Raw genomic sequence first — 26,964 nt, 5'->3', positions numbered from 1 at the left:
ACGCTGATACAAGCAGCCAGCCCGGTCAAACCGGGCTGTTTTTTTACTGGCTGGCCGCAGCCCGGCTATGCACCAGCTTGCCGGCGGCATAGGTCGCGGCAATCGCCCGGTCGTCGCCCAGCAAGGCCAGCGCAAACAGCAGTTCTTCCAGGCTCTCGGTACGTTCGCTGCGGCGCGCCAGCAGCGGCGTGGCTTGCGGATCGAGCACGATGAAATCGGCTTCGGCGCCGGCCGCGAAATTGCCGATCGTGCCTTCCAGCTGCATGCTGCGCGCGCCGCCCAGCGTCGCCAGGTAGAACATCCGCATTGCCGGCAGGTAGGTGGTCGCCATGCGCGCCACCTTGTAGGCTTCGTTCATGGTTTGCAGCATGGAGAAACTGGTGCCGCCGCCGACGTCGGTCGCCAGCGACAACGGCACGGCCGCCGCATCGGCGCCTTTGAAATCGAACAGGCCGCTGCCGAGGAACAGGTTGGAAGTCGGACAGATCGCGATAGCCGATTGCGTCTCCGCCATGCGCTGGCGATCATGGTTGTCGAGCCAGACGCAATGGCCGTACATGGAGCGCGGACGCAGCATGCCGTATTTGTCGTAAACATCCATGTAGCTGCGCGATTCGGGGAACAGCGACTTAACCCAGGCAACTTCATCGATATTTTCCGCAGCGTGGGTTTGCAGGTAGACGTCCGGATGCGCCTGCGCCAGCTCGCCGGCCAGTTGCAGCTGGGCGTTGCTGGAGGTCGGCGCAAAACGCGGCGTGATTGCATACAGCTGGCGGCCGCGCTTGTGCCATTTCTTCAGCAGCTCTTCACTGTCGCGGATGCCGCCTTCGGCGGTGTCTTGCAGGAACTCAGGACAATTCCTGTCCATCAGCACCTTGCCGGTCACCATGCGCAGGTTGCGTGCTTCGCTGGCGCTGAAGAAGGCATCCACCGAAACCGGATTGACGGTGCAGTACACCATCGCGGTGGTGGTGCCGCAGCGCAGCAGCTCATCGATGAAGAAGGTGGCGACATCCTTGGCGTGGGCCGGATCGCTGAACTTGCGCTCGGTCGGGAACGTATATTTTTCCAGCCACGGCAGCAAACCCGGCGCCGGCGACGCGATCATGTCGGTTTGCGGGTAGTGCAGGTGGGTATCGATGAAGCCGGGCATGATGATCTTGCCGCGGTAGTCCTGGATCTTCAGTTCGCCTTTCAGCTCAGCCCGCAATTGCGCCGACAGCTGCTGGTAATCGCCGGCCGCCACCACCTTGCCGTCGGCCACCAGCAGCAAGCCGTCTTCATGCCATGCATAAGCGTCGGCATGGTGCGCCGGATCGGCATGGAAATGGAGAACGCCGGCGCGGTATGCCTGCAAGGAGGATTGGTCGATATTGCTGAAGCTGATGACTGCCATGAAACTATCCTTGAATGAAAGCGCGTGCAAGCGCTGCTATGAATAACTGATGCGAACTATATCGGGCTGACCAGCTGCGAGTGCAACTGCGGCGCCGCGGTCTGCTGTTGCCTGGCGATCTGTTCCCAGACCTGCAGCAGCTGCGCGGTGACCGAGGCGGCGATGACCGCCGGCTCCTTGCCGACAATGCCCGGGATGCCGATCGGACAGACCATGTCGGCCAGCCGTTCAAGAGCAATGCCGCGCTCGTGCAGACGATGTTCGAACTGCATGCGTTTGCTTTTCGAACCGATCAGGCCGAACCAGACCACGCCGTCGCGCTGCAAGATCTGCGCCGACAAGCGCTGGTCGAGCGCATGGTTGTGCGTCATGACCAGGAAGCTGGAGCCGGCCGGGGCGCCATCCACGATGGCTTCCGGCGTATCGGTTGCTTCCACGCGGACATTGGCCGGCAATTCGTCCGGGAACATTTCTTCCCGCTCGTCGATCCAGACTACCCGGCACGGCAGGTCGCCCAGCGCCCTGACGATGGCCGCGCCGACATGGCCGGCGCCAAACAGGAACAGCAGCGGCCGGGTCGCCAGGCAGGCATCGAGCAGCCAGCGCTTGCCGTTATCGTCGCGCAAGACCAGGCAGGCGCCGAGGGCGTTGACGGATGGCGTCGACAAAGAGGGCAGGGTCGGCAACCGTCCCGGTCCGTGCAGGCGTTCGCCGTCGCCGTCGCACAAAGCCGGCGGCGCGGCGTCGTCCAGCGCCACCAGGCGCCAGCTGTCCTCTGCTTCGCGCAGGCGGCGCTGCAGGAAACTGAAATAGTCGGCCGCGGCCGGGGTCACCCGTTCAAACGCCAGGTGTACCACGCCGCCGCAGCATTGGCCCAGCGATGGCCCGAGAGAAAAACGCTGCAAGCGGCGCTCGCGGCTCAGCGACAAGCCTTCGTCCAGCATCTCGCGGGCAATCCTGACCGCCTGCAATTCGAGATGGCCGCCGCCTATGGTGTCGAACTGCCCGACTGCGGTCACCACCATCTTTGCGCCCGGCTCGCGCGGACCGGAACCTTCGACCTGGGCCACGGTGACCAGGATCGCCGTGGTGGTTTGCGCGGGTTGCGTAATCAGCGTGGTGAGTGCGTCCAGCCAGTTGCTCATGATGTGCCTCCCGGTCAGGCAGCGCGCGCCATGGCGCGCACCGCGTCGACCGACTTCAGGATCGCTTCGCTGGTCGCCGGTGCGTTCAGCGGCGGATTGAAGCGCTTGCCGCCGACGCTGGCGATCGCATCGCGGATCGCGAAAAAGACCGAGAACGGCAGCAGCAAAGGCGGTTCGCCGACGGCTTTGGAGCGATGGATGCTGTCTTCGACATTGCGGTTCTTGAACAGCTTGACGCGGAAATCCTGGGGACAGTCGGAAACGCCGGGGATCTTGTAAGTCGACGGTGCGTGCGTCATCAGCTTGCCGTCCTTGTTCCACCACAGTTCTTCGGTGGTGAGCCAGCCCATGCCCTGGATGAAAGCGCCTTCAACCTGGCCGATGTCCAGCGCCGGATTGAGCGACTGGCCGGCATCGTACAAGGCGTCGGCGCGCAGCAGCTTCCATTCGCCGGTGAAGGTGTCGACCACCACTTCCGACACCGAGGCGCCGTAAGCGAAGTAGGAGAACGGGCGTCCGGTCATGGTTTTCGGATCCCAGTGCAAGCCTGGCGTGGCGTAGAAACCATCCGACCACAGCTGGACCCGCGACAGATACGCTTTCTGCGCCAGGTCGCCGAAAGCCATGCTGTGTTCGCCGAGATGGACTGCGCCGGCGGCGAACACCACCGCCTTGGCGTCGCCGCCATGCAATTTGGCGAAGAACTCCGCCAGGCGCCGGCGAATCGTATGGGCGGCATCCTGCGCGGCCTTGCCGTTCAGGTCGGCGCCGGTGGACGCCGCAGTGGCCGACGTGTTGGCGACCTTGCTGGTGTCGGTGGCGCTGACGCGCACCAGTTCCAGCGGGATCCCGAGTTCATGCGCCACGACCTGCGCCACCTTGGTATTGATGCCCTGGCCCATTTCGGTGCCGCCGTGATTGACCAGCACCGAGCCGTCGGTGTACACGTGGACCAGCGCGCCGGCCTGGTTGAAGTGGGTGACGTTGAAGGCGATGCCGAATTTGACCGGGGTCAGCGCCAAGCCTTTTTTCAGCACCGGGCTGCCGGCGTTGAAGGTTTCGATGGCAGCGCGCCGTTGCCGGTATTCGCTGCTGGCTTCGAGTTCGGCCACCAGTTCATGGATCACGTTGTCGACGATTTTCTGGCCGTACTGGGTGACGTTGCGGCCTTCTTCATCGTTGCGGCCGTAGAAATTCAGTTTGCGGATATCGAGCGGATCGCGGCCCAGGTTGCGGGCGATTTCATCGACGATGTATTCGATCGCAATCGCGCCCTGCGGGCCGCCAAAACCGCGGAAGGCGGTGTTCGACTGGGTATTGGTCTTGCCGCAGCTCGCTTTGATGTCGACATCGGACAGGTAGTAGGTATTGTCGAAATGGCAGACCGCGCGGGTAGCCACCGGCGCCGACAGGTCGGCCGAGAAGCCGGCGCGGCTCACCATGTCGACTTTTGCGGCGACAATCCGGCCGGCGTCGTCGTAACCCACTTCGTAATCGTAATAGAAGCAATGGCGCTTGCCGGTCACCATCATGTCGTCATCGCGGTCGGCGCGCAGCTTGACCGGACGTTTCAGCTTGGCCGCGGCGATCGACGCCACTGCCGCCCACAAGGCGGATTGCGATTCCTTGCCGCCGAAACCGCCGCCCATGCGCCGGCATTCCACCACGATGTTATGCGAATGCACGCCCAGCGCATGCGCCACCACGTGCTGCATCTCGGTGGGATGCTGGGTCGAGCACAGCACCAGCATGCCGTTCTGTTCTTTCGGGATGGCGTAGGAAATCTGGCCTTCCAGGTAAAACTGTTCCTGGCCGCCGACATACAGCTGGCCGCTGACGCGGTGCGCCGCGGTTTCGAAAGCTTGCTGCGCATTGCCGCGCGCCAGGTGCATAGGCGGCAATACATAGGATTTCGCCGCATGCGCCGCTTGCGGCGTCAGGATGGCTGGCAGCTCTTCATAATCGATGACCACCTTGCGCACCGCGCGGCGCGCATTGTCGTGGCTGTCCGCGACCACCGCGAAGATCGGCTGCCCCACGTATTCGACCAGGCCCTTGGCCAGGATCGGATCATCGTGGAGGATCGGACCGCAGTCGTTGGTGCCGGGGATGTCGGCCTCGGTGAAGACTGCCACCACGCCAGGCGCGCTGCGCACCGCGTCGAAGTTGATCGAACGGATCCGGGCGTGGGCCTTTTGCGACATGCCGAGCGCGGCGTGCAAAGTGCCTTGCGCTTCCGGGATATCGTCGGTATAGGTAGCTTCGCCCAGCACATGCAATATCGCCGATTCGTGCGGATGCGACTGGCCGACTTCGGCCCAGGCCGAACTGTTGCCTTGCGGCGTTGGTTTCATAAAAACTTCAGTTTGCTTATTCATGATGTCGACTCAGGCACACACAAAAGGATTCACCTGATCGCTGCGCAACGGCGCATCGATGCGGGTTTCCAGCCAGAAGCGGCGCAACAGGTTTTGCGACGTCTTCATCCGGTATTCGCTGGAGGCGCGCATGTCGGACAACGGTTTGTAGTCGTCCGTCATCAGCGCTACCGCGTTTTCCAGCACGCTTTCGCTCCACACCTGGCCGCGCAGGGCGGCCTCGGTCAGCGTGGCGCGCTTTGGCGTTGCCGCCATGCCGCCGTAGGCAATCCGGATATCGCTGATCGTGTCGCCGGCCAGCGTGATCGAAAACGCTGCGCAGACGGCTGAAATATCCTGGTCGAAGCGTTTGGCCAGCTTGTAGGTGCGGAAGCGCAGCCCGGCATGCGGCAGCGGGATGCGCACGGCTTCGACGAATTCATCGGCCTGCATGTCTTTCTTCATGTAGTCGAGGTACAGAGCTTCCAGCGGCATCGCGCGCTGCCCCGCCGGACCGCGCAGCACCACTTGCGCGCCGAGTGCGATCAGCCATGGCGGCGAGTCGCCGATAGGCGAGCCGTTGGCGACGTTGCCGCCCAGGGTGCCGGCGTTGCGGATCGGCAGCGAGGCGAAACGCTGCCACATTTCCGACAGTTCGGGATAGTGCTTGCAGATCTCGGCATAGGCGTCATTCAACGTTACGCCGGCGCCGATTTCCAGTTGTCCGTCGCGGCTGGCGACAGCGTTCAGTTCGCTCACCTGGCCGAGGTAGATGATGTCGCCCAGGTCGCGCATCTGCTTGGTCACCCACAAGCCGACGTCGGTCGATCCGGCCAGTATCCGCGCGCCGGGATTGGCGGCGCGTACCGCCACCAGCTGCGCCAGGGTGCGCGGCGCGTAGAAAGTCTGGCCATCGTGGCGGTAGACGAACATGTCGTCGCGTTGCAAGGGCTGCAGCGCCTGTTGCAGGGCCTGGCGGTCGAACCCGACTGCCGGCAATTCACCCATCCGGTGCGCAGCGTCGATGATAGGGCGGTAGCCGGTGCAGCGGCACAGGTTGCCGGACAGCGCGATGTCGATATCCTTGCGTTGCAGCGGCTGGCAGGCGCTTGCGCCCGCGGCGCTGCAGGCAGGCGCCTGGCTGCCGTCGTTTTTCAGGTACAAGTCCCACAGCGACATCACAAAACCGGGCGTGCAGAAACCGCATTGCGAGCCGTGGCATTCGACCATGGCTTGCTGCACCGGATGCAAGGCGCCGTTGTTCTGTTTCAGGTCTTCGACGGTATACAAGGCTTTGCCGTCCAGCGTCGGCAAGAACTGGATGCAGGAATTGACCGATTTGAGCGTGACGCCGTCGGCAGTCTGTTCACCGATGACGACAGTGCAGGCGCCGCAATCGCCTTCGGCGCAGCCTTCCTTGCTGCCGGTGCAGTGCAGGTCTTCCCGCAGGTGCTGCAAGATGGTGCGGGTGGGCGCGGCCTGGTCTACCGCGTGGATTTCTCCACGGTAGTAGAAACGGATGACGCTATCGGCCGTGGAATGAGGGGCTGGCGTAGGCAAGGCAATCTCCAATCTGGTTTAGCTGCTGCTGCAAAAACCATGCCTTTGGACCGTATTGCCGCTATCGCCTGGGTGCGGGTTAGGTAGGACTAGGCTGGCTTTGCAACGGCCTATTAATTATGAGCCCAGATTAGCATTTGCGCCGCCGCGCCATATAGCGAAACGGCTGATGTCAGGTATCTGGAAAATGGAATAGGGAATGAATAAGTAATTCATGGAAGCAAATACTGGTGTCACAAACAGGGTATTGGCATTTTGTGGTGTATTTGATAATTTCCGGAATTTTCGAGAATGAGGAAATCGTCGGCGGCCGCAAATCCGGGGCTATCAATACGGCGGCGGGAGCGGTTATCATCTCGCTGGAATAATTGATATTTATCCCGGAGCATACTTGTGACCCCATTCTGTAACACATTACTTTGCCGGAACCCCGCACCAAGCGGGGCCGCGCGGCAGCCAGAAAACCAAAAACAACAATAATCAAGGAGACACACGTAATGCAATTGCTAGAAAATTTCTTCAAACTCAAGGAAAACGGTACTGATGTCCGCACCGAGCTGATCGCCGGCCTGACCACTTTCCTGACGATGGCCTACATCATCTTCGTCAACCCCGCCATCCTGGGCGACGCCGGCATGCCGAAAGGCGCCGTTTTCGTTGCCACCTGCGTGGCCGCCGCCATCGGCACCCTGATCATGGCGCTCTATGCCAACTACCCGATTGCGCTGGCGCCCGGCATGGGCCTCAACGCCTACTTTGCCTACGCCGTGGTGAAGGGCATGGGCGTATCGTGGGAAGTGGCGCTCGGCGCGGTCTTCATTTCCGGCTGCCTGTTCATCATTGTCAGCCTGGTCGGCATCCGCGGCATGATCGTCAATGGCATCCCGCCCACGATACGGATTGCGATTACTTCCGGCATCGGCCTGTTCCTCGGTTTCATCGCGCTCAAGAGCTCGGGCCTGGTAGTTGCTAATCCGGCAACCTTCGTGCAGATCGGCGACCTGCACCAGATCCCGGTGATCCTGTCGATTGTCGGTTTCCTGCTGATCGTGGTGCTGGACCACCTGAAGGTCAAGGGCGCGATCCTGATCGGCATCCTGGCCGTGACCGTGCTGAGCTTCCTGGTGGGCGGCAATACCTTCACCGGCGTGGTTGCGATGCCGCCGTCGATCGAGCCGACCCTGTTCAAGCTCGACATCATGGGCGCCTTGTCGATGGGCATCCTCAACATCGTGCTGGTGTTTTTCCTGGTCGAGATGTTCGACGCCACCGGCACCATGATGGGCGTGGCGAACCGCGCCGGCCTGCTGGTCAACGGCAAGATGGCGCGTCTTAACAAGGCTTTGCTGGCGGACAGCACGGCAATTGTAGCCGGCACCCTGCTGGGCACCTCCAGCACCACCGCTTATGTCGAAAGCGCCGCCGGGGTCCAGGCCGGCGGCCGGACCGGCCTGACTTCGCTGGCGGTCGGCATCCTGTTCCTGGCTTGCCTGTTCATTTCGCCGCTGGCTGGCGCGGTGCCGGCCTATGCCACCGCGCCGGCATTGTTTTATGTCGCCGGCCTGATGCTGCGCGAACTGGTGCACCTGGATTGGGAAGACAGCACCGAAAGCGTACCTGCCGTGATCACGGTGCTGATGATCCCGTTCACCTATTCGATCGCCAACGGGATTGCCTTCGGCTTCATCTCGTACGCCGCGCTGAAACTGTTCACCGGCCGCGCCAGGCAGGTACCGGTGATGGTGTGGGTGATTGCCGCGATCTTCCTGTTCAAGTTCATCCACCTGGGCGGCGACTGACGACGGGGTTGCTTACCGGTTGAAATAATGGCCGAAAAAAAGGGAGCGTTTCAAAACGCTCCCTTTTTTATAAGTGCGATTTACAAATTCGGCGCCAGCCAGCGTTCGACATCGTCTTTGCTGACATCGCGCCGCGCCGCCATGTCGCTGACCTGGTCGTCGCCGATCTTGCCGACCACGAAATACTTCGATTCAGGATGGGCAAAATAAAAGCCCGATACCGCGGCGCCAGGGAACATGGCGAACGATTCGGTGACCTGCATGCCGATCTCGTCGCACTGCAAGAGCTGGAACATGTCGGCCTTGACCGTGTGTTCCGGGCAGGCGGGATAACCGGGAGCAGGGCGGATGCCGCTGTAGCTTTCCTTGATCAGGGCTTCGTTGGACAGGCTTTCGTCAGGCACGTAACCCCACAGGTCCTTGCGCACCCGTTCGTGCATGTATTCGGCAAAGGCTTCCGCCAGGCGGTCGGCCAGCGATTTCAGCATGATCGAGGAATAATCGTCGTGGGCATCCTCGAAGCGTTTTTCGTATTTCTCGATGCCGATGCCGCTGGTGACGGCGAACAGGCCGATATAGTCGGCAATCCCGGACGACTTCGGCGCAATGAAGTCGGACAGGCACTGGTTGGGCCGGGGCACGCCGTCGATCACCGGCTTCACGGTTTGCTGGCGCAGGCCGTAGTAAGTGAATGCGACTTTCTCTCGCGTTTCATCGGTATAGATTTCAATATCGTCGTCGTTCACCGTATTGGCCGGCATCAGCGCGATGACGCCGTTGGCGGTCAGCCAGCGGCCGTCGATCAGCTTCTTCAGCAGCGCCTGGCCTTCTTCGAACACCTTGCTGGCGGCTTCGCCCACCACTTCATCCTTGAGGATGGCAGGATACGGGCCGGCCAGGTCCCAGGTCTGGAAGAACGGGCCCCAGTCGATGTAGCGCGCCAGCGTGCCGAGGTCGACGTTCTTGAATACGCGGCGGCCGATGAATTTCGGCTTGACCGGCGCAAACCGGAGCCGCGCGCGATTCTCGCGAGCCGCCGCCAGGGTCAGCAAAGGCACCGCCTTCTTGTTGGCGTGCTGTTCGCGTATGCGTTCGTAATCGACCGCGATTTCATCGATGTACTGGTCGCGCTGCTCCGGCGTGAGCAACGACTGCGCGACTGAAACCGAGCGCGATGCATCAGGCACGTAAACCACCGGTCCTTCGTAGTTCGGCGCAATCTTCACCGCGGTATGGGCGCGGCTGGTGGTGGCGCCGCCGATCAGCAGAGGCATCTTGACGCTGCGGAAATACGGGTCGCGCTGCATTTCCTTGGCGACGTGCGCCATTTCTTCCAGCGACGGCGTGATCAGGCCGCTCAGGCCGATGATGTCGGCGTTCTCGGCTTTCGCCATGGCCAGGATTTCCGAACACGGCACCATCACGCCCATGTTCACCACTTCAAAGTTGTTGCATTGCAGGACCACGGACACGATGTTCTTGCCGATGTCGTGCACGTCGCCCTTGACCGTGGCGATCACGATCTTGCCCTTGGGCTTGGCGGCGATGCCGGTCAGTTCTTCATGCAGGCGCTTTTCTTCCTCGATGTAGGGAATCAGGTGAGCCACCGCCTGTTTCATCACGCGCGCCGACTTGACCACCTGCGGCAGGAACATCTTGCCCTGGCCGAACAGGTCGCCGACGATATTCATGCCGTCCATCAGCGGGCCTTCGATCACATGGATAGGCCGGCCGCCGTTGCCCAGCAATTCCTGGCGCGCTTCTTCCGTGTCTTCGACGATCCACTGCGTGATGCCTTGCACCAGCGCATGCGCCAGCCGCTGCTGCACGGTGCCGCTGCGCCATTCCAGCGTTGCTTCTTCCTTCTTGTCGCCGGCCTTCAGGGTCGAGGCGATCTCGATCATGCGCTCGGTCGCGTCTTCACGGCGGTTCAGCACCACGTCCTCGACCCGCTCGCGCAATTCGGCCGGCAGGTTGTCGTAGACGCCCATCATGCCGGCGTTGACGATGCCCATGGTCATGCCGGCCTTGATCGCGTGGTACAGGAATACGGTATGGATCGCTTCGCGCGCCGGATCATTGCCGCGGAAGCTGAAGCTGACGTTGGAGACGCCGCCGCTGATCTTGGCGTGCGGCAGGTTCTCGCGTATCCAGCGGGTGGCGTTGATGAAATCGACGGCGTAGTTGTTGTGTTCTTCGATACCGGTGGCGATGGCGAAAATGTTCGGATCGAAAATGATGTCTTCCGGCGGGAAACCGATCTGGTCCACCAGCAACCGGTAGGCGCGTTCGCAGATTTCGATCTTGCGTTCGAAGGTGTCGGCCTGGCCTTTTTCATCGAAGGCCATGACGATCACGGCGGCGCCGTAGCGGCGGCACAGCTTGGCCTGGCGCAGGAATTCCGGTTCGCCTTCCTTCATCGAGATCGAGTTGACGATCGCCTTGCCTTGCACGCACTTCAGGCCGGCTTCGATCACTGTCCATTTGGACGAATCGATCATGATCGGCACCCGCGCGATGTCGGGTTCGGAGGCGATCAGGTTGAGGAAGCGCTGCATCGCCGCCATCGAATCAAGCATCGCCTCATCCATGTTGATATCGATGACTTGCGCGCCGTTCTCGACCTGCTGGCGCGCTACCGCCAGCGCTTCATCGTACTGTTCGTTGAGGATCAGGCGTGCGAACGCCTTGGAGCCGGTGACGTTGGTGCGTTCGCCGACGTTGACGAACAGCGAGTCGTCGTCGACGGTGAACGGCTCCAGTCCCGACAGGCGCATTTCATGCGTGGTCTCCGGCACGGCGCGCGGCGGGATCTTGGCGACGGTGTCGGCAATCGCCCTGATATGCGGCGGCGTAGTGCCGCAGCAGCCGCCGGCGATGTTGACGAAGCCGCTTTCGGCGAAATCCTTGAGCAGCGACGAGGTGACGTCCGGGGTTTCATCGAAGCCGGTGTCGCTCATCGGGTTGGGCAAGCCGGCGTTCGGATAAATGCAGACGAAGGTATCGGCGATTTTCGACAGCTCTTCAGCGTAAGGCCGCATCAAGGCCGCGCCCAGCGCGCAGTTGAGGCCGACCGTCAGCGGCTTGGCGTGGCGGATCGAATTCCAGAACGCCGGCACGGTTTGTCCCGACAGGATGCGGCCGGAAGCGTCGGTGACGGTGCCGGAAATCATGATCGGCAGGCGCAGGCCGGATTCTTCAAAGAAGGTGTCGATGGCGAACAGCGCTGCCTTGCAGTTGAGCGTGTCGAAAATGGTTTCGACCAGCAGCACGTCGGCGCCGCCCTCGACCAGGCCGCGCGTCTGTTCCAGGTAGGCAGCGACCAGCTGGTCGAACGTGACGTTGCGCGCGGCTGGATCGTTGACGTCGGGCGAAATCGACGCTGTCTTTGGCGTCGGCCCCAGTGCGCCGGCGACGAAGCGCGGCTTGTCCGGCGTCGAGTACTTGTCGCAGGCGGCGCGCGCCAGCTTGGCCGAAACCACGTTCATCTCATAGGCCAGCTGCGCCATATGGTAATCGTCCTGGGCCACCGTGGTGGCGCCGAAGGTGTTGGTCTCGATCAGGTCGGCGCCGGCCGCCAGGTACTGCTCATGGACTTCGCTGATGATGTGCGGCTGGGTCAGCGACAGCAGTTCGTTATTGCCTTTGACGAACAGCTCGCGGCCGGGGCCGGTAAAGTCGATGAAACGGCCCTTGGGACCGCCGCGATAATCTTCTTCCGTCAGCTTGTACTGCTGGATCATGGTGCCCATCGCGCCATCCAGGATCAGGATGCGCTGCGCAAGCAGCTGGCGCAGGCGGGTTTCGGTGGATACGGTCGAAGCTGCAGCGGTTGGTGTCATTAACGTACTCTGGTCAGTGGGGACGCAAAAAACCCGGTCGCCGATAGCGCCGGGTTTTTTGCAACGGCAATGCCAGAAATTATACGTTAAATCAAGGGCTTGCGTACGCTCCTTGGCTGCTACGCCGCTTGCTGGCTGACCTGCGGCGAGACTGTCTGCTGCGGTTCATTGAGCTTCAGGGTGAGGCACTTCGCTGCGCCGCCGGCCTTGAGGAACTCGGTCAATGCTGTCTGATGCACAACAAAACCGTGCGCCTGCAACTGCGTCACCAGGGTGTCGGATGCCTGGTTCAGGAAGATGTGGCGGCCGGAATTGACGGTATTGCAAGCAAAATGCAAGGCGTCTTCGCTGCCGACGATGATCCGCTTGTCGGCAGGAACGCGCGCCGCAATGTGCGCTTGCGAGGCAGCGTCGAAGGCTTCCGGGAAATACATGACATAGCCGCCGGCCAACGGGCAGAAGCAGGTATCGAGGTGATAGAAGCGGGCATCGACCAGCTTCAACGGCTGCACTTCGATCTCCAGCAGCTCGGACAGCCTGGTTGCGCAGGCGACGTCGGAACGGTGGCCATGGCCGAACCACAGCAGGTTTTCGCTGCGGTCCATCAAGGCGTCGCCGGCGCCTTCGAAAGGCAGTTCCGGCGGCAGGGTCAGGACCTCGAAGCCATGGGCGGTAAACGCCGCCTCGAAATACACTTCCTCGGCTTGCCGCTCGACGTGGCGGAAACGCGACAGCACCACCTTGTTGCCCAGCACCACGCCGGCATTGGCGGTAAACACCAGGTCAGGCACACCCGGCATGGCCGGCATCATCTTGATCTTCGCTACCTGTCCGATGGCTTCCACCAGCGCCAGCCATTGCTGCATGGCGAGACTCCGGTTGCCATGCGCGACATTGCCAGCCATCCACGGATTAATGACGTAGGACACTTCAAAGTGGTCCGGAGCACACATGAGGAATGTGTCGTCCGCGGTATGGTCCAGCAGGTGGTTGGTCATGCGTAGCTCCTTTCGGTCAGGTGAGCGGGGGGTGTGAGTAAAGATGAAAACGTGTGCTTGATCGCTTCCAGCGCAGCGTCGATATCGTTGGCGGTAATGATCAGCGGCGGCGCAAAGCGCACCACCGTGTCGTGCGTGTCTTTCGACAGGATCCCTTGCTGCATCAGGCGTTCGCAGAATTCGCGCGCGGAAATGAAGCCGGGGTCGAGATCCATGCCGATCAGCAAGCCTTTGCCGCGGACCTGGCGGATGGCCGGGTGCTGTATCGCCCGCAGCCCGGTGAGCAAGCGCTCACCCATGCGCTGCGCGTTGTCTGCCAGCTTTTCTTCGCGCAACAGGCGCAAGGCGGCATGGCCGACCGCGGCCGACAGCGGATTGCCGCCGAAGGTGCTGCCATGGTCGCCGGGCGTAAATACAGCCATCAGGTCTTCCCTGGCCAGGAAGGCCGAGACCGGCAGCAAGCCGCCGCCCAGCGCCTTGCCGAGGATCAGGCCGTCCGGCTTGATGCCGTCGTGGTCGCTGGCCAGCAGGCGGCCGGTGCGGCCCAGCCCGGTCTGCACTTCGTCGCAGATCAGGAGCACATTGTGGCGGTCGCAGATTTCGCGGCACTTCGCCAGGTAGCCTTCGGGCGGCACGATGATGCCGGCTTCGCCCTGGATCGGCTCCACCAGGAAAGCGGCGGTGCGCGGTGTGATGGCGGCTTCCAGCGCCGCGGCGTCGCCGAACGGCACCGTGGCGAAGCCGCCGGAAAACGGGCCGAAGCCGTCGCGGTACTGGGCTTCCGACGAGAAACCGACGATGGTCGTGGTGCGGCCGGCGAAATTGCCGCGGCAGACGATGATTTCAGCTGTCTGGTCGGCGATGCCTTTTACCTTGTGGCCCCATTTGCGGGCTGCCTTGATGGCGGTTTCGACGGCCTCGGCGCCGCTGTTCATCGGCAGCGCCTTGGGCATGCCGGTCATTTCGCACAGCAATTGCAGGAAAGGCCCCAGCTGGTCGCTGTAAAACGCCCGCGAGACCACGGCCAGCTGGCCGGCCTGCTTGCTCAATGCCGCCACCAGGGCCGGATGGCTGTGGCCGAAACTGACTGCGGAATAGGCCGACATCATGTCCATGTAACGCTTGCCGTCCTGGTCCCACAGCCAGATGCCTTTGCCGCTGCTGAGCACTACCGGCAGCGGTTCATAGTTGTGGGCGCAGTATCGGTCTTCGAGAGTTATTGCATGGTTCTTCATGGTCGGCTCCTGGTGAGGCCACTTCTAAAAACCTAGCGCATGGACCGGCGCAAACGCCAATCGCATCTGGTCCCGGCTGGCGGGCGCCGGCTGCGGTGCTTAGAGGTAGCTGCAAAATGCTGTTTTATAGGTGTGCTGTATCTGGTTACATGATAATCACAAGCACTGGAAATATTTGTGCATAATTGCTCATGAATTCACTGTAATGTGCACGAATCATGCATAAAAGGAGATTGGGATGGAAAAACTCGACCGCTACGACCGTATTTTGCTGCGAACCCTGCAGGCTAACGGCCGCGCATCGAATGTGGAGCTGTCGGAGCAAGTCAACCTGTCGCCGCCGCAGTGCTACCGGCGCGTGCAGCGGCTGGAGAAAGACGGCATCATCCGCGGCTATGCGGCGCAGGTGGAGCCGGCCGCGATCGGACTCGGAGTGGTGGCCTTCGTCAACCTGAACATCGCGCGCGAACAGTTCAAGCAGGTGCGCAAGCTGGAAAAGGCGATCCGGCTGTTCCCGGAAATCCTGGAGTGCTACACGATCTCGGGTGATTTCGATTATTTGCTGAAGGTGGCGGCCAGCGACCTGAAATCGCTGTCGGCGTTCCTGACCGATCGCCTGATGCAAGTGCCGGGAGTGGCGGGGGTGCGGTCCATGGTTTGCCTGGAGGAGATCAAGCCGTCCAGTCCGTTGCCGCTGGCAGATTAAGCGGAGCTAGATTCTCAGCAATCGTTTAGTCAGCAGCGATCTCATGTCCTTGCGGGTATCGCAGACGATGTGGATAAAGACGGTCTGCTGGCGGATTTCATAAATGATCCGGTTCATGCCAGAGATGACCTGCCGGTATTGCGTGAGATTCAGGCTTTGAATTTCTTCGGGTACTTTCCCTTTGAGGGGAAAATCCTCAAGGCCATGCACGGTTTCTTTCAGTTTGCGGTAACTGGCCTGCCACGTTTCCTGGCCAAAATTCTTTGTGATGTAGGTTTTCAGTTCCTGCAAATCCAGCTTTGCCGAATTAAGGAAAACGACTTGAAAACTCATTGCGCGTCTTCTTTGTCCAGTTCCGCAAATACGTCAGCAACGGAATGAAGCTGCCCTTGTTCAATTTCGCGGTTGCCTAGCGCCAGAATTTTCAGCAAGGACAAGGTTTCTTCGTGTTCCTCATATGACCGCACGTCCATCACGACAAGTTTGGCTTCGCCGTTCTGGGTAATAAGCATGGGCTCGCGGCTCTCGGTGATGTCCTTGACGATCTCGGCCGCATGGCTCTTGAGGTAGCTGATTGGTTTGACTTGAGTCGAGAATTTCATTACCGGTCTCCTTCCGCTGGAAGCTGCTGTTACGACTGATGGACTGATTATAGTCCGAATTTGGTCTTCTTTGTATCTCGAAGCAAAGCGGAAAATTTAAATTTTCAGGCATTTGTGCTGTTCCAGCACAAATAATGTGCCGCCAGCCTGCTGTTCTCCGCTAGGTCGCTGGCTTAACCTGTGTACTCCAGATCACCACCAGGAGTTCACATGACTGACTCGACTGCAAAACCAAGCGGCAACCCGACCATCCGCGCCATCGTTGGCGCAGCTCCCAGCACCAGCCTGGATCCGCAATCGACGGCTTTGCTGGTGATCGATATCCAGAACGAATATTTCGCCGGAAAACTGCCGATCCCTGACGGGCTGGCGGTGGTGCGCAACGCCAATCGCCTGATTGCCTTCGCCGACAAGCATGGCATGCCGGTATTCCATATCCAGCAATGGGGTTCCGCCGAACGGCCGCTGTTTACGCAAAACACCGTCATGGCGGAAATCCATCCGGAGGTGCAACGCGCTGCGCATCATTCAATTATTCGCAAGACTTTCCCGAGCTCTTTTGCCGGCACCGACCTGCAGCAGCAATTGCAGGCGCGCGGTGTCAAGAAACTGATCATCAGCGGCCTGATGACCAACAATTGCGTGGCGGCCTCCGCTTTCGACGGCGGCGCCCACGGCTATCAAGTCATCATCGCCAGCGACGCCAGCGCCACCCGCGACATCGAAAGCTGGGACGGCAGCGTGGTCAGCCACAAGGACTTGCACAAGGCGGTGCTGACCGGGTTGTCCGATGCCGTCGCAGAAATCCGTACCACCAGCGAAATCCTCGAACTGGCCATCTGAGTTTTTTAACCAAACATGGAGCTGACATCATGCCTATCCTTACCGTACTGCTATCCACCACGCCCGACACCGTCGTTTCCGCCAAGGTCGCCAGCACGCTGTCGCGCCTGACCGCGGCAATCCTGCACAAGAAACCGGAGCTGACTTCGATCGCCATTTCGCACGTCGATCCGGCCCACTGGTTTGTCGGCGGCCCGTCCCTGGCGGCGCAGCGAAAAACCAGTTTTTTCCTCGATATCCGGATTACCGACGAGACCAATACCGCCGACGAGAAGGCGGCGTATATCGACGCCGTCTTCAAGGAAATCGGCGCATTGCTGGGCGAGCTGCATCACGAAAGTTATGTCCATGTCCACGACGTACGCGCCGCGGCTTACGGTTTTGGCGGGCTGACGCAGCAGCATCGCGCCGTGGCGGCGCGCCTAGCGTGATGTCGGCAGGGCTGTGGCGCGGGGTTCTTCGATGACCAGGTCGGATTGCGGATAGGCGATGCAGGGCAGGATGTAGCCATCCTTCTTTTCATCGCTGCTCAGGCCCGGCCATTCGATCTGGTAGCGTATTTGTCCGCTCAGCAGACGGCACATGCAGGTGCGGCATGTGCCGTTCCTGCATGAACTCGGCAAATTGATGGCGGAGCGGCGCGCGGCTTCCAGCAAAGGGACGGCCTCCGGCGTGGTGAAGGTCCACCCCTTCGGTTCGATGCGGACAGTGAATTCAGTATGGAAAATCATCGTATGATGGCGCTCATCTTGTAAAATCGACGGCCCGGCAGCAATCTCGGTTTCCGTTGTGAAGCGGGGCGTGTTTGCCATTTTCCATCATAAAAAGAATGCCTATGAATCTTCATTTGTCGCTCGTACCCGTGGTTTCCCTGCTCGCCGGCGTCCTGATCCTGGTCATGCCGAAACTCTTGAACTATATCGTCGCTTTCTACCTGATCGCCATCGGCCTGATTGGCTTGTTCGGCGGCGGCCATTTTCACCTGCATTTATAAGCAGGCCCATTACTCCCAGCGCGGGCTGCGATACCAGTCAGCGGCAAAATCGACAAACGCCCTGACCTTGGGCGACAGGTGCCGGTTTTGCGGATAGATTGCATACAGGTCGCGCGGTTTCAGCGTGTACCCGGGCAAGACCTGCAGCAGGTCGCCGCGCCGCAAGTCTTCATGCACGATGAACGAACTGGTGGCGGCAATGCCCAGGCCGGCCAAGGCTGCAGAGCGTAATGCAATGCCGGTGTTGGCTTGCAGGTTGCCGCGCACGCTGACTGCATGTTCGCTGCCGTCGGCGGCCTGGAACAGGAATTCATTCGGCTTTTGCGCCAGCGTGTAAGTCAGGCAATTGTGCTGCGCCAGGTCGGCCGGCTGCTGCGGCACGCCTTGCCGTTCCAGGTAATCCGGCGCCGCCGCCAGCAGGATTCCGCAGGTCGCCAGGCGCTTGGCGACCAAGGTCGAGTCGGGCAGGGCGCGCGTCAGGCGCAGCGCAACGTCGAACCCTTCTTCGATGATGTCGACCAAGCGGTCGTTGCAGACCAGGTCAACCTTGAGCTGCGGGTTGGCGAGGATGAACTGCGGCAGCCATTGCGCCAGTTCCAGGGTGCCGAACGCCATCGGCGCGTTGATCCGCAAGGTGCCGGCCGGGCGCGCCTGGTGCGCCGACACCGCTTGCGCGGCGTCATCCAGCTGGTCGAGTATCTGGCGGCTGCGCTCATAATATTCCTGGCCGGCCTCGGTCAGGGCGAAGCGGCGCGTGGTGCGGTTCAGCAGCTGCGCGCCCAGCTCCAGCTCCAGCTGGCGCACCTGGCGCGAGACGATAGTGTGCGACTGGTTGAGTTCTGCCGCCGCAGCGGTGAAGCTGCCGGTTTCGACTACGCGCCGGAATGCGCGCATCGCTGCCAGTTGATCCATGCCGCTCCGCCCGGAATAAAACCACAACGCTATCAGAATCGGGCCATGCCTGCCAGGTCAACAGGTCCTAATCCACTTTGAGCTTGCCGCTGGCGATGGCGCTGCCGGTCTCGCGCAGCTTCAGCAGCAGCGGCCGCTGGCGCAGGATTTCGCATTCCGAATAAGCGGCGTCCAGGCCCAGCGCGGTCAGCGCCACCGCGCCTTCTTTCAGGCCGAAGTCAAAACGCGAGGCGGTCGAACCGTTCGCCAGCAGGCCCACCGCCAGGACAATCGCGGTATCGGCATGGACTTCGACATTGTCGAGCACCCGTCCCGGCGCTTGCATGCATTGGTTGACGCCGCTGCCGATCGCCTTGGCGCGCGATTGCGGCGTCAGCGTCTTGAAGATGCCGGGATTGCTGCCGGCGGCGGCGGCCCAGATGACATCGACGCCGTCGCCCAGCATGGTTTTGGTCAGCGCCTCGGCGCGCGGCGGATCGTTGAAAGGTTGCGCGCCTTCCACCCACAGCGGTTCATGCACCGAAATTGCCGGCTTGGCGGCCCGCGCACCGTTGGCGAAAGCCGCGCTGTTCTTTTGGCGCAATGCGGTATTGCTGGCGCCGATCAGCCCGATCTTGCCGCTGCTCGACGCCAGTGCCGCTTGCATGCCGGCCAGGTAGCTGGCTTCGGATTCCCGGAAAGTGATGCAAGTGATGTTGCTGGCGGCATTATCGATGCAATGTTCCAGGATCAGGAAGCGGGTTTGCGGCGCCTGGCGCGCAACCTTGTCCAGTATTTCCTTGAATTCGATGCCCATCACCACCACGATCCCGGCGCCTTGCTGGACCGCATTGTCCAGCTGCTGCTGGCGGCCGGCGCGGGTCGGCTGGCTTTCCAGGGTGCTGGCTTGCAGCCGGTACAGCTTGGCGGCGTTGTTGACGCCGCTGGTTCCTTGCTGCAGCAGCACGTCGTCATTGTTGGGCACCGGCCGCACATAGACGATCTTGGGCAGTTCGGCGGCGCCGGTGATAACGCTGACGCTGGCCAGCAGCAGCGCCAATGGCAGCAATAGCAGCCACCAGCGGGTGCGCGGGTATTCTGGCCTGGGAATAGGGAAAGGTGCGGGGGAGCGTGCGTCGGCACGCGGCGTTTGACTGATCGGCGGCATTGTCTCTTCCTCTTTGTCAGGCGCCGGATCTGGTGCCGGCGCTCATTTTCCGTACATATTGCTGGCAAAGCGGCCGCGGGCCATTTGAGGCAGGCTATACAAGGTATAGCGCCGAACTGATATCGCCACCATATTTAACTTTTGCTTACGGCTGCTGCGTGATAACGTTACCGGGCGACAGGCAGGATCTGTCATTAGCGGCTTATCTCACTTGGTTCAGGAATATGTGTCAGTTACTTGGAATGAACTGCAATGTGCCGACCGACATTGTGTTCAGTTTTACCGGGTTCGCCACCCGCGGCGGCCAGACCGGCCATCATAGCGACGGCTGGGGCATCGCCTTCTTCGAAGGCAGCGGCGTGCGCCATTTCGTCGATTACCAGGCAGCAATTGCATCGCCGGTAGCGGAGCTGATCCGGCGCTGTCCGATCAAGTCGAAAAATGTCATCGCCCATATCCGCAAAGCTACCCAGGGCCAGGTCGCCTTGCAAAACTGCCATCCGTTTGTGCGCGAGCTATGGGGCCGCTACTGGGTGTTTGCCCACAACGGCGATCTCAAGGAATTTGCGCCGCAGCTGGACGGGCCATACCGGCCGGTCGGCAATACCGACAGCGAACTGGCTTTCTGCTACCTGCTGCAGCAGCTGCGGCGCCGTTTCGGCGATACGCCGCCGGCGCAGGCCGAGCTGACGCTCGCCGTGCGCGAACTGACGCAGGAGATCGCCGCCCACGGTACTTTCAACGTGATGTTGTCGGATGGCTCGGCCCTGTACACGCATTGCTCCACCAATCTGTATTACATCGTGCGCCAGTTTCCGTTTGCCGAAGCCCATCTGTCGGACGAAGACGTCAGCGTCGACTTCTCGCAAGTGACGACGCCGCAAGACCGGGTAGCGGTGATCGTCACCGAACCGCTCACCACCAACGAAGTGTGGACCAAGTTCGGCGAAGGCGAGCTGATCGTGTTTGTCGACGGCCAGCCGGTCCAGGCCTAAGTCAGGTGTAGTCGATCGTCAGCGGCGCGTGGTCCGAGAAGCGCTCGTCCTTGTAGATGGCGACGGCATGCGCATTGGCGGCGATGCCGGGAGTGGAGATGTGGTAATCGATGCGCCAGCCGACGTTCTTGGCCCAGGCTTGGCCGCGGTTGCTCCACCAGGTGTATTGTTCGTCGCGCTGGTCGACCTGGCGAAACACGTCGACCAGGCCCACTTGTTCAAACAGGTGGGTGAGCCAGGCGCGTTCTTCCGGCAGGAAGCCGGAATTTTTCTTGTTGCCCTTCCAGTTTTTCAGGTCGCGTTCCTGGTGCGCGATATTCCAGTCGCCGCAGATGACGACTTCGCGGCCGCTTTCCCTGAGTTGCTGCAGGTGCGGCAGGAAGGCTTCCATGAAGCGGAACTTGGCGATCTGCCGTTCTTCGCTGGAGGAGCCGGACGGGCAGTACAGCGAAATCACCGTCAGGTCGCCAAAATCGCACTCCACATAACGCCCTTCGGCGTCGAATTCGGGATTGCCGAAGCCTATCCGCACAGCGTTGGGCTTACGCTTGCTATACAGGCCGACGCCCGAATAACCCTTCTTTTCAGCGTAGTGGAAGTGGCCGACGTAGCCTTCCGGCGCCAGGAATTCCGGCGTCATGTCGGCGGCTTGCGCCTTCAGTTCCTGGACACAGATGAAATCGGCTGACTGCTTGGCCATCCATTCAAAAAAGCCTTTTCTGGCCGCTGAGCGGATACCGTTGAGATTGGCGGAAATGATTCTTGGCATGTTTGGTCGATAAAAAAGGGTATAAGGAGATGCCTAAGGATAACCGAAGGCCCGTTGTCGTGCGCGAGGCAGGTTGCAGGTTAAAAACGGTCTGCGGGCAGGCATGGTGTTTGCACTTACTGCTGTGGAAGGGATGAACTCCATTTAAAATGGCGGTCTGGTGTCGCTAATGTGCCGTAAACAGCGACAAAATTTGTCAGCCTCAACCGTCTGGAGTGCATTTTGAACAATTTACGTCAACAATTTATAGAATTTGCGGTCAAGGCTGGAGTACTGAAATTCGGCGAGTTCGTGACCAAGGCAGGGCGCACCTCACCGTATTTCTTCAATGCGGGCATGTTCAACGAGGGCGCCGCGCTGGGGCAGCTGGCGCAGTTTTATGCGCGTACCCTGATTGATTCTGGTTTGCAATTTGACATGTTGTTCGGGCCAGCTTATAAAGGCATCACGCTGGCGTCGGCGACCGCGGTGGCGCTGGCGGCGCAAGGACGCAATGTGCAGTTTGCCTATAACCGCAAGGAAGCCAAGGATCACGGCGAGGGCGGCAATATCGTCGGCGGGCCGTTGAAGGGGCGCGTGCTGATCATCGACGACGTGATTTCGGCCGGCACTTCGGTGCGCGAATCGGTAGAGATGATCCGCGCGGCCGGCGCCACGCCATGTGCGGTGGTGATCGCGCTGGACCGGATGGAGAAATCCGGCAAGGACGATGCGCTGTCGGCCAACTCGGCAGTAGAAGAAGTAACGCAAGCGTATGGCATGCCGGTGATTTCGATCGGCAACCTGAACGACTTGCTGGAATATATTTCCGGCGCTGGCGCCGACGCTGAACTGAACCGCTACCAGGCAGCAGTGGCGGCTTACCGCGAGCGTTACGGCGTAGCATGACGGCAGGCCCGTCGTCTGCGCCGGATGGCAAATCAATGTGTAGCTGTCGTGGATGATGGGAATGAATCGGATTGATCTAACTTTTTTGCGGAGTTTGTTTTTCAGTGCGGCTGGGCTGCTGCCGTTGCTTGCGCACGGCCAGATTTATACCTGCAAGGATGCGGCCGGCCACACCATCACCGGGGACCATCCGATGCCGGAATGCTCCAACAGCAAGGTGCTGGAGCTGAGCAAGGCCGGCGTGGTCAAACGCGAAATCCCGGCACCGCTGACGGCCGAGCAAAAGCGCCAGCAGCAGGCGCTGGACGACAAGCGCCGCGTCGAGCAGGCGGCGGAAGAACAGCGGCGCCAGCAGGACCGCGCGCTGCTGTCGCGTTATCGCAGCGAAGCCGACATCGAAGCTTCGCGCCGCTATTACCTGTCGCTGTCGCAAGACCTGATCAAACGCGACCAGGTAGCCATCGACGATGCGCAGAACCAGCTGAAAGCCGCCAATACCGAAGCTGAATTTTACAAGCGCCGGAAAACCTTGCCGGCCTCGCTGCGCAGCAAGATCGACGACGCCAACCGCGACATCGCCTACAACCAGAAAAGCATGGCGGACCACCAGGCTGAGCTAGGCCGCATCAACGGCAAGTTCGACGAAACGCTGAAACACTACAGGGAATTGATTGGTGCGATGCCGGAGGCGCAGGTGTCTCGCTAGGCAGGAAGGAAGATGGTCAAGCCATAGCGGCTGGCGATAGCGCCAGCCGCTATTTTTTTTAAGCAGTCAGTTTCTGCTTCAGCAGCTCGGTCAGTTGCGCAGGATTGGCCTTGCCCTTGGTGGCTTTCATGGCTTGGCCGATCAGGGCATTGAACGCTTTTTCCTTGCCGGCGCGGAATTCCTCGACCGATTTGGCGTTGGCCGCCAAAACTTCATCGATGATTTTTTCCAGCGCGCCGCTATCGGAAATCTGCTTCAGTCCCTTGCTTTCGATAATCTCGTCGGCCAGGTTCTCCTGCGCGGACCGGGCGTCCCACATGGCGCCGAACACTTCCTTGGCGATCTTGTTGGAGATCGTGCCGTCGGCGATGCGCTGCAGCAGCACTGCCAGCTGGACCGCACTGACAGGCGCATCGGCAACCTCGACGTTTTCACGGTTCAGCGCCGAAGACAGGTCGCCCATCAGCCAGTTGGCGGCGGGTTTGGCTTGCTCCTTGCCGGCTTTCACGGTAACCGCTTCGAAGTAGCCGGCCATCGCTTTCGACTGGGTCAGCACTGCGGCGTCGTATTCCGACAGGCCGAAATCGCGCACGAAACGCTCGCGCATCGCGCCCGGCAGTTCCGGCATGGTGGCCCGCACGCGCTCAACCCATTCCGCGCCGATCACCAGCGGCGGCAGGTCGGGATCCGGGAAATAGCGGTAATCCTGGGAATCTTCCTTGCTGCGCATCGAGCGCGTTTCCTTCTTGTCAGGATCGTAGAGGCGGGTTTCCTGCACCACCTTGCCGCCGTCTTCGATCACTTCGATCTGGCGCCGCACTTCGTAGTTGATGGCCTCTTCCAGGAAGCGGAAGGAGTTCAGGTTCTTGATTTCGCTGCGGGTGCCGTAAGCGGCCTGGCCGACCGGGCGCACCGAGACGTTGGCGTCGCAGCGGAACGATCCTTCCTGCATGTTGCCGTCGCAAATCCCCAGCCACATCACCAGCGAGTGCAACGCCTTGGCATAGGCCACCGCTTCGGCGGCGCTGCGCATGTCCGGTTCCGTGACGATTTCCAGCAGCGGGGTGCCGGCGCGGTTGAGGTCGATGCCGCTCATGCCCTGGTAATCTTCATGCAGCGATTTGCCGGCGTCTTCTTCCAGGTGGGCGCGCGTCAGCTGCACGGTCCTGAGTTCGCTTTTGCCGTCTTTTTCCAGCACGAAGGAAACCTTGCCGCCCTGGACCACCGGAATTTCAAACTGACTGATCTGGTAGCCCTTCGGCAGGTCAGGATAGAAATAGTTTTTGCGCGCAAAGATCGACTGCGGCGCAATCGTCGCGTTCACCGCCAGGCCGAACTGGATCGCACGCTCCACCGCGCCGCGGTTGAGCACCGGCAGCACGCCAGGCAGCGCGAGGTCGACCGGGCTGGCCTGGGTGTTGGGAGCGGCGCCGAACTGGGTCGACGAGCCGCTGAAGATTTTTGACTTGGTCGAGAGTTGCGTATGCGTTTCCAGACCGATCACGACTTCCCACTGCATAATGATTTCCTTATTTATCTTGGTAACTACACTCGCCGGTTTTCAAATCCACCGACAGTTCCGTAAAATTCGCTCTTGAGCCGCACAGCGCCGGGCAGCTTGGTATCACGTGCAACCTGTCGCCGTCGCGCTGCAGGCGGATGCTGCAATTCATGCCGTGATCGTAAAAATCGTAGCCGCGCTGGCGGCGTGCGGCGGCCGCATCTTTCAAGGTGATGCGCCAGTTGTCCTTGCCGCCATCCTGCCGGACTTCGGCTTGCGGGTCATCGCCGGTGTCGATGCTGCATTCGAAACCGTGGGTCGGCCGGTACAGCGCCGATTCCCAGCGCAATGCTTCGATGCGGTCGCCGTCCAGCTTGAATTCACCGGTGTCGCCGTAGATCACTTTTTCACCATCCGTTTCGCGCGTCAGGTTGCAGCCGAATTTGGTCTGCAATTGCTGCGCCTGGATTGCCGGCGTCAACAGCGTGGCGCCAAAGGCGAACAAAGCCAATGCCGCCAGCCTGGCGCGGCGATTCCGGGAAAAAAGCAAGATCGATGACATCACGAGGCGATCGCTCTTTACTCGGGGCTGCGCAAATGCCAGTCGGTCACGCGCTGGTACTGGTGCGCGACGTTGAGCAGCCTGGCTTCCTCGTAATAATTGCCGATGATCTGCAGGCCGACCGGGCGCCGCGCATTTTTCTCGCCCTGGCCGAAACCGCAAGGTATCGACATGCCGGGCAGGCCGGCCAGGCTGGTCGACAGCGTGTAGATGTCGGCCAGGTAGTTGGCGACCGGATCGTCCGCCTTGGCGCCCAGGTCCCAGGCTACTGTCGGCGAGACCGGCCCCATGATGACGTCGCACTGGCGGTCCGGGCCGGTCAGCGCGTTCTGGAAATCCTGGGCGATCAGGCGGCGGATCTTTTGCGCCTGCAGGTAGTAGGCGTCGTAATAACCGTGCGACAGCACATAGGCGCCGACCAGGATGCGGCGCTTCACTTCTTCGCCGAAACCTTCCGCGCGCGACTTCTTGTACATGTCGGCCAGGTCCTTGTAATCGGCGGCGCGGTGGCCGTAGCGGACGCCGTCGAAGCGGCTCAGGTTGGACGATGCTTCGGCCGGTGCGATCACGTAGTAGACCGGGATCGACAGCTCGGTTTTCGGCAGCGATATGTCGACCAGCGTGGCGCCCAGCTTTTCATATTCCTGCAGCGCCGCGCGCACCGCCTGTTCGACATCGGCCGACAGGCCGCTGCTGAAATATTCGCGCGGAATGCCGATGCGCAGGCCCTTCAGGTCTTGGTCGAGGCCGGCGCTGAAGTCTTCCTTCTTGCGTTCCAGGCTGGTCGAATCGCGCGCATCGAAACCGGTCATGGCGTTCAGCAGCAAGGCGCAGTCTTCCGCGGTTTGCGCTATCGGGCCAGCCTGGTCCAGCGACGAGGCGAAGGCGATCATGCCGAAGCGCGAGACGCTGCCGTAAGTCGGCTTGATGCCGGTGACGCCGCACAGCGAGGCTGGCTGGCGGATCGAGCCGCCGGTGTCGGTGGCGGTCGCGGCAGGCGTCAGGCGCGCCGCAACGGCCGCTGCCGAACCGCCCGATGAACCGCCAGGAATCGCGGTCTTGTCCCAAGGATTCTTGACCGGGCCGAAGTGCGAATTTTCATTGGACGAACCCATGGCGAATTCATCGCAGTTCAGTTTGCCCAGGGTCACCATGCCGGCGTTGTTGAAATGTTCCACCACGGTGGCGTCGAACGGGCTGATGTAGTTTTCCAGCATTTTCGAACCGGCGGTGGCGCGCCAGCCGCGCGTCACGAAAATATCCTTGTGGGCGATCGGCACCCCGGTCAGCGGCGTGCTGTCGTTTTGCGCCAGGCGCGAGTCGGCGGCGCGCGCCTGTTGCAGCGTCAACTCCTGGTCGACGTGCAGGAACGCATTCAGGTCGCTGTGCTGGATCCTGGCCAGGTACAGCTGCGCCAGTTCCTCGGCCGAGATCTTCTTTTCGTGCAGCAGCACAGACAGTTGCTTGAGTGTTTTGGTATGCATGAGAATCTTTAAAATTTGCTGACTAATTTGTGAACAAAGTTAGCTGCGTTGCTAAGCAATGTCCCACAATGTTTTTCTTTGCAATTTAGATGTTTTATCTGATCAGTTGGGGACAGAGTCGCACGGAAAGTGTAATTCGCCGCGCTTCGGCGGCTCTTAAACCCTACCCGGGCAGCTCTGTCCCACAAATCATTCAATTACTTTCGGCACCAGGTACAGGCCGTCTTCGGTTGCCGGCGCCACTTTCTGGTATTCCTCGCGATGATTCGATTCGGTCACCACGTCGTCGCGCAAGCGCAGCGACAAATCCTGCTGCAGCGCTGCAATCGGGTGGCTCAGCGGCTCGATGCCGGTGGTGTCTACCGCGCGCATCTGCTCGACCAGCGAGAAAATGCCGTTCAGTTTATCGAGTGTGGAAGCGGCCTGGTCTTCAGTGAGTTCGAGGCGTGCCAGGTTGGCAATGCGCTTAACGTCGGAAAGGGCTAATGACATGATTTTCGTTTTTCGAGCGCGCACTCAGGCG

25 protein-coding genes are annotated in these 26,964 nt (G+C 60.9%); 8 read left to right on the top strand and 17 right to left on the bottom strand.

Features of this window, described 5'->3' with window-relative positions; all coding sequences use genetic code 11:
• Window positions 1–43: 43 nt before the first annotated feature.
• Genes guaD through xdhA form a run of 4 tightly spaced genes read right to left on the bottom strand, consistent with a single transcriptional unit; the run spans window position 44 to window position 6,458 of the window.
• Complete coding sequence (gene guaD / locus BM062_RS07650; protein WP_092395457.1) at window positions 44–1,396, bottom strand: guanine deaminase; 1,353 nt, start codon at window positions 1,394–1,396, stop codon at window positions 44–46.
• 56 nt (window positions 1,397–1,452) lie between these two features.
• Window positions 1,453–2,541, bottom strand: coding sequence for a xanthine dehydrogenase accessory protein XdhC (xdhC, locus tag BM062_RS07645; protein ID WP_092395455.1), 1,089 nt, complete (start codon window positions 2,539–2,541; stop codon window positions 1,453–1,455).
• A 14-nt stretch (window positions 2,542–2,555) separates the two neighbouring features.
• Window positions 2,556–4,919 carry a xanthine dehydrogenase molybdopterin binding subunit gene (gene xdhB, locus BM062_RS07640; protein ID WP_092395453.1) on the bottom strand — a complete coding sequence of 788 codons (2,364 nt, stop codon included), beginning with the start codon at window positions 4,917–4,919 and terminating at the stop codon, window positions 2,556–2,558.
• A 9-nt stretch (window positions 4,920–4,928) separates the two neighbouring features.
• Window positions 4,929–6,458, bottom strand: coding sequence for a xanthine dehydrogenase small subunit (xdhA, locus tag BM062_RS07635; protein ID WP_254784986.1), 1,530 nt, complete (start codon window positions 6,456–6,458; stop codon window positions 4,929–4,931).
• A gap of 497 nt (window positions 6,459–6,955) precedes the next feature.
• Between xdhA and BM062_RS07630 the strand changes: the two genes are divergently transcribed.
• Window positions 6,956–8,257 (top strand): NCS2 family permease, encoded by a 1,302-nt coding sequence (locus BM062_RS07630; protein WP_092395449.1) that lies wholly within the window; start codon window positions 6,956–6,958, stop codon window positions 8,255–8,257.
• Window positions 8,258–8,337: 80 nt separating this feature from the next.
• Here the strand turns inward: BM062_RS07630 and metH are convergent, their stop codons facing one another.
• The 3 genes from metH to rocD form a co-directional block, all read right to left on the bottom strand.
• Complete coding sequence (metH, locus tag BM062_RS07625; RefSeq protein ID WP_092395447.1) at window positions 8,338–12,099, bottom strand: methionine synthase; 3,762 nt, start codon at window positions 12,097–12,099, stop codon at window positions 8,338–8,340.
• 119 nt (window positions 12,100–12,218) lie between these two features.
• The gene (locus BM062_RS07620) at window positions 12,219–13,097 is read right to left on the bottom strand and encodes a dimethylarginine dimethylaminohydrolase family protein (RefSeq protein WP_092395445.1); all 879 of its coding nucleotides are present in this window, start codon (window positions 13,095–13,097) and stop codon (window positions 12,219–12,221) included.
• Entirely contained in the window at window positions 13,094–14,332 is a 1,239-nt protein-coding gene (rocD, locus tag BM062_RS07615) for an ornithine--oxo-acid transaminase (RefSeq protein ID WP_092395443.1), read from the bottom strand. The genes BM062_RS07620 and rocD overlap by 4 nt, the downstream gene beginning before the upstream one ends.
• A gap of 238 nt (window positions 14,333–14,570) precedes the next feature.
• Here rocD and BM062_RS07610 point away from each other — a divergent pair, with 238 nt between their 5' ends.
• On the top strand, window positions 14,571–15,038 hold the full coding sequence (locus BM062_RS07610) for an Lrp/AsnC family transcriptional regulator (protein WP_014008110.1): 468 nt from the start codon (window positions 14,571–14,573) through the stop codon (window positions 15,036–15,038).
• A 6-nt stretch (window positions 15,039–15,044) separates the two neighbouring features.
• On the opposite strand, the gene BM062_RS07605 is transcribed toward BM062_RS07610, so the two are convergent.
• Complete coding sequence (locus BM062_RS07605) at window positions 15,045–15,371, bottom strand: type II toxin-antitoxin system RelE/ParE family toxin (RefSeq protein WP_092395441.1); 327 nt, start codon at window positions 15,369–15,371, stop codon at window positions 15,045–15,047.
• The gene (locus tag BM062_RS07600) at window positions 15,368–15,640 is read right to left on the bottom strand and encodes a type II toxin-antitoxin system Phd/YefM family antitoxin (RefSeq protein WP_092395439.1); all 273 of its coding nucleotides are present in this window, start codon (window positions 15,638–15,640) and stop codon (window positions 15,368–15,370) included. Before BM062_RS07600 ends, BM062_RS07605 begins: the two co-directional genes overlap by 4 nt.
• 210 nt (window positions 15,641–15,850) lie before the next feature.
• Here BM062_RS07600 and BM062_RS07595 point away from each other — a divergent pair, with 210 nt between their 5' ends.
• Complete coding sequence (locus BM062_RS07595; RefSeq protein WP_254784985.1) at window positions 15,851–16,483, top strand: cysteine hydrolase family protein; 633 nt, start codon at window positions 15,851–15,853, stop codon at window positions 16,481–16,483.
• A gap of 29 nt (window positions 16,484–16,512) precedes the next feature.
• On the top strand, window positions 16,513–16,914 hold the full coding sequence (locus BM062_RS07590; RefSeq protein WP_014008107.1) for a tautomerase family protein: 402 nt from the start codon (window positions 16,513–16,515) through the stop codon (window positions 16,912–16,914).
• Here the strand turns inward: BM062_RS07590 and BM062_RS07585 are convergent.
• Window positions 16,906–17,295: a 2Fe-2S iron-sulfur cluster-binding protein gene (locus tag BM062_RS07585; protein WP_371326561.1), complete on the bottom strand. Its 390-nt coding sequence runs from the start codon at window positions 17,293–17,295 to the stop codon at window positions 16,906–16,908. The two genes, BM062_RS07590 and BM062_RS07585, sit on opposite strands and share 9 nt — an antisense overlap.
• A gap of 23 nt (window positions 17,296–17,318) precedes the next feature.
• On the opposite strand from BM062_RS07585, the gene BM062_RS07580 reads away from it, so the two are divergent.
• Window positions 17,319–17,477 carry a DUF3096 domain-containing protein gene (locus BM062_RS07580; RefSeq protein WP_092395435.1) on the top strand — a complete coding sequence of 53 codons (159 nt, stop codon included), beginning with the start codon at window positions 17,319–17,321 and terminating at the stop codon, window positions 17,475–17,477.
• Between the two features lie 9 nt (window positions 17,478–17,486).
• On the opposite strand, the gene BM062_RS07575 is transcribed toward BM062_RS07580, so the two are convergent.
• Both BM062_RS07575 and BM062_RS07570 read right to left on the bottom strand, forming a co-directional pair.
• Window positions 17,487–18,389: a LysR family transcriptional regulator gene (locus BM062_RS07575; RefSeq protein WP_175500923.1), complete on the bottom strand. Its 903-nt coding sequence runs from the start codon at window positions 18,387–18,389 to the stop codon at window positions 17,487–17,489.
• 67 nt (window positions 18,390–18,456) lie between these two features.
• Window positions 18,457–19,536: a BMP family ABC transporter substrate-binding protein gene (locus tag BM062_RS07570; protein WP_092395431.1), complete on the bottom strand. Its 1,080-nt coding sequence runs from the start codon at window positions 19,534–19,536 to the stop codon at window positions 18,457–18,459.
• Between the two features lie 224 nt (window positions 19,537–19,760).
• Between BM062_RS07570 and BM062_RS07565 the strand changes: the two genes are divergently transcribed.
• Entirely contained in the window at window positions 19,761–20,531 is a 771-nt protein-coding gene (locus tag BM062_RS07565) for a class II glutamine amidotransferase (RefSeq protein WP_092395429.1), read from the top strand.
• Window position 20,532: 1 nt separating this feature from the next.
• Here the strand turns inward: BM062_RS07565 and BM062_RS07560 are convergent, their stop codons facing one another.
• Window positions 20,533–21,300, bottom strand: a complete 768-nt coding sequence (locus BM062_RS07560) for an exodeoxyribonuclease III (RefSeq protein ID WP_092395427.1) — start codon at window positions 21,298–21,300, stop codon at window positions 20,533–20,535.
• A 222-nt stretch (window positions 21,301–21,522) separates the two neighbouring features.
• Between BM062_RS07560 and pyrE the strand changes: the two genes are divergently transcribed.
• On the top strand, window positions 21,523–22,188 hold the full coding sequence (pyrE, locus tag BM062_RS07555) for an orotate phosphoribosyltransferase (RefSeq protein WP_092395425.1): 666 nt from the start codon (window positions 21,523–21,525) through the stop codon (window positions 22,186–22,188).
• Between the two features lie 94 nt (window positions 22,189–22,282).
• Entirely contained in the window at window positions 22,283–22,894 is a 612-nt protein-coding gene (locus BM062_RS07550; RefSeq protein ID WP_175500922.1) for a DUF4124 domain-containing protein, read from the top strand.
• A 58-nt stretch (window positions 22,895–22,952) separates the two neighbouring features.
• Here BM062_RS07550 and gatB read toward each other — a convergent pair whose 3' ends face one another.
• The 4 genes from gatB to gatC form a co-directional block, all read right to left on the bottom strand.
• The gene (gene gatB, locus BM062_RS07545; RefSeq protein ID WP_092395421.1) at window positions 22,953–24,413 is read right to left on the bottom strand and encodes an Asp-tRNA(Asn)/Glu-tRNA(Gln) amidotransferase subunit GatB; all 1,461 of its coding nucleotides are present in this window, start codon (window positions 24,411–24,413) and stop codon (window positions 22,953–22,955) included.
• A gap of 10 nt (window positions 24,414–24,423) precedes the next feature.
• Window positions 24,424–24,957: a hypothetical protein gene (locus BM062_RS07540; protein WP_092395419.1), complete on the bottom strand. Its 534-nt coding sequence runs from the start codon at window positions 24,955–24,957 to the stop codon at window positions 24,424–24,426.
• A gap of 17 nt (window positions 24,958–24,974) precedes the next feature.
• A complete protein-coding gene (gene gatA / locus BM062_RS07535) occupies window positions 24,975–26,441 on the bottom strand; it encodes an Asp-tRNA(Asn)/Glu-tRNA(Gln) amidotransferase subunit GatA (RefSeq protein WP_092395417.1) in 1,467 nt (488 codons plus the stop codon).
• Between the two features lie 189 nt (window positions 26,442–26,630).
• Window positions 26,631–26,933, bottom strand: a complete 303-nt coding sequence (gatC, locus tag BM062_RS07530; protein ID WP_014008095.1) for an Asp-tRNA(Asn)/Glu-tRNA(Gln) amidotransferase subunit GatC — start codon at window positions 26,931–26,933, stop codon at window positions 26,631–26,633.
• Window positions 26,934–26,964 lie beyond the last annotated feature (31 nt).

It is taken from the genome of Collimonas sp. OK412 (genome assembly GCF_900112135.1).
Taxonomy (GTDB): Bacteria; Pseudomonadota; Gammaproteobacteria; order Burkholderiales; family Burkholderiaceae_D; genus Collimonas; species Collimonas rhizosphaerae.
Note: the sequence above shows the minus strand (reverse complement) of the source record. Positions and strands in the feature narration are given on the sequence as shown.

Bases quoted from the DNA above. Each gene is read 5' to 3' on its own strand.
- guaD (WP_092395457.1), bottom strand. From the start codon at position 1,396: ATGGCAGTCATCAGCTTCAGCAATATCGACCAATCCTCCTTGCAGGCA.
- xdhC (WP_092395455.1), bottom strand. From the start codon at position 2,541: ATGAGCAACTGGCTGGACGCACTCACCACGCTGATTACGCAACCCGCG.
- xdhB (WP_092395453.1), bottom strand. From the start codon at position 4,919: ATGAATAAGCAAACTGAAGTTTTTATGAAACCAACGCCGCAAGGCAAC.
- BM062_RS07630 (WP_092395449.1), top strand. From the start codon at position 6,956: ATGCAATTGCTAGAAAATTTCTTCAAACTCAAGGAAAACGGTACTGAT.
- metH (WP_092395447.1), bottom strand. From the start codon at position 12,099: ATGACACCAACCGCTGCAGCTTCGACCGTATCCACCGAAACCCGCCTG.
- BM062_RS07620 (WP_092395445.1), bottom strand. From the start codon at position 13,097: ATGACCAACCACCTGCTGGACCATACCGCGGACGACACATTCCTCATG.
- rocD (WP_092395443.1), bottom strand. From the start codon at position 14,332: ATGAAGAACCATGCAATAACTCTCGAAGACCGATACTGCGCCCACAAC.
- BM062_RS07610 (WP_014008110.1), top strand. From the start codon at position 14,571: ATGGAAAAACTCGACCGCTACGACCGTATTTTGCTGCGAACCCTGCAG.
- BM062_RS07605 (WP_092395441.1), bottom strand. From the start codon at position 15,371: ATGAGTTTTCAAGTCGTTTTCCTTAATTCGGCAAAGCTGGATTTGCAG.
- BM062_RS07600 (WP_092395439.1), bottom strand. From the start codon at position 15,640: ATGAAATTCTCGACTCAAGTCAAACCAATCAGCTACCTCAAGAGCCAT.
- BM062_RS07595 (WP_254784985.1), top strand. From the start codon at position 15,851: ATGACTGACTCGACTGCAAAACCAAGCGGCAACCCGACCATCCGCGCC.
- BM062_RS07590 (WP_014008107.1), top strand. From the start codon at position 16,513: ATGCCTATCCTTACCGTACTGCTATCCACCACGCCCGACACCGTCGTT.
- BM062_RS07585 (WP_371326561.1), bottom strand. From the start codon at position 17,295: ATGGCAAACACGCCCCGCTTCACAACGGAAACCGAGATTGCTGCCGGG.
- BM062_RS07580 (WP_092395435.1), top strand. From the start codon at position 17,319: ATGAATCTTCATTTGTCGCTCGTACCCGTGGTTTCCCTGCTCGCCGGC.
- BM062_RS07575 (WP_175500923.1), bottom strand. From the start codon at position 18,389: ATGGATCAACTGGCAGCGATGCGCGCATTCCGGCGCGTAGTCGAAACC.
- BM062_RS07570 (WP_092395431.1), bottom strand. From the start codon at position 19,536: ATGCCGCCGATCAGTCAAACGCCGCGTGCCGACGCACGCTCCCCCGCA.
- BM062_RS07565 (WP_092395429.1), top strand. From the start codon at position 19,761: ATGTGTCAGTTACTTGGAATGAACTGCAATGTGCCGACCGACATTGTG.
- BM062_RS07560 (WP_092395427.1), bottom strand. From the start codon at position 21,300: ATGCCAAGAATCATTTCCGCCAATCTCAACGGTATCCGCTCAGCGGCC.
- gatB (WP_092395421.1), bottom strand. From the start codon at position 24,413: ATGCAGTGGGAAGTCGTGATCGGTCTGGAAACGCATACGCAACTCTCG.
- BM062_RS07540 (WP_092395419.1), bottom strand. From the start codon at position 24,957: ATGTCATCGATCTTGCTTTTTTCCCGGAATCGCCGCGCCAGGCTGGCG.
- gatA (WP_092395417.1), bottom strand. From the start codon at position 26,441: ATGCATACCAAAACACTCAAGCAACTGTCTGTGCTGCTGCACGAAAAG.
- gatC (WP_014008095.1), bottom strand. From the start codon at position 26,933: ATGTCATTAGCCCTTTCCGACGTTAAGCGCATTGCCAACCTGGCACGC.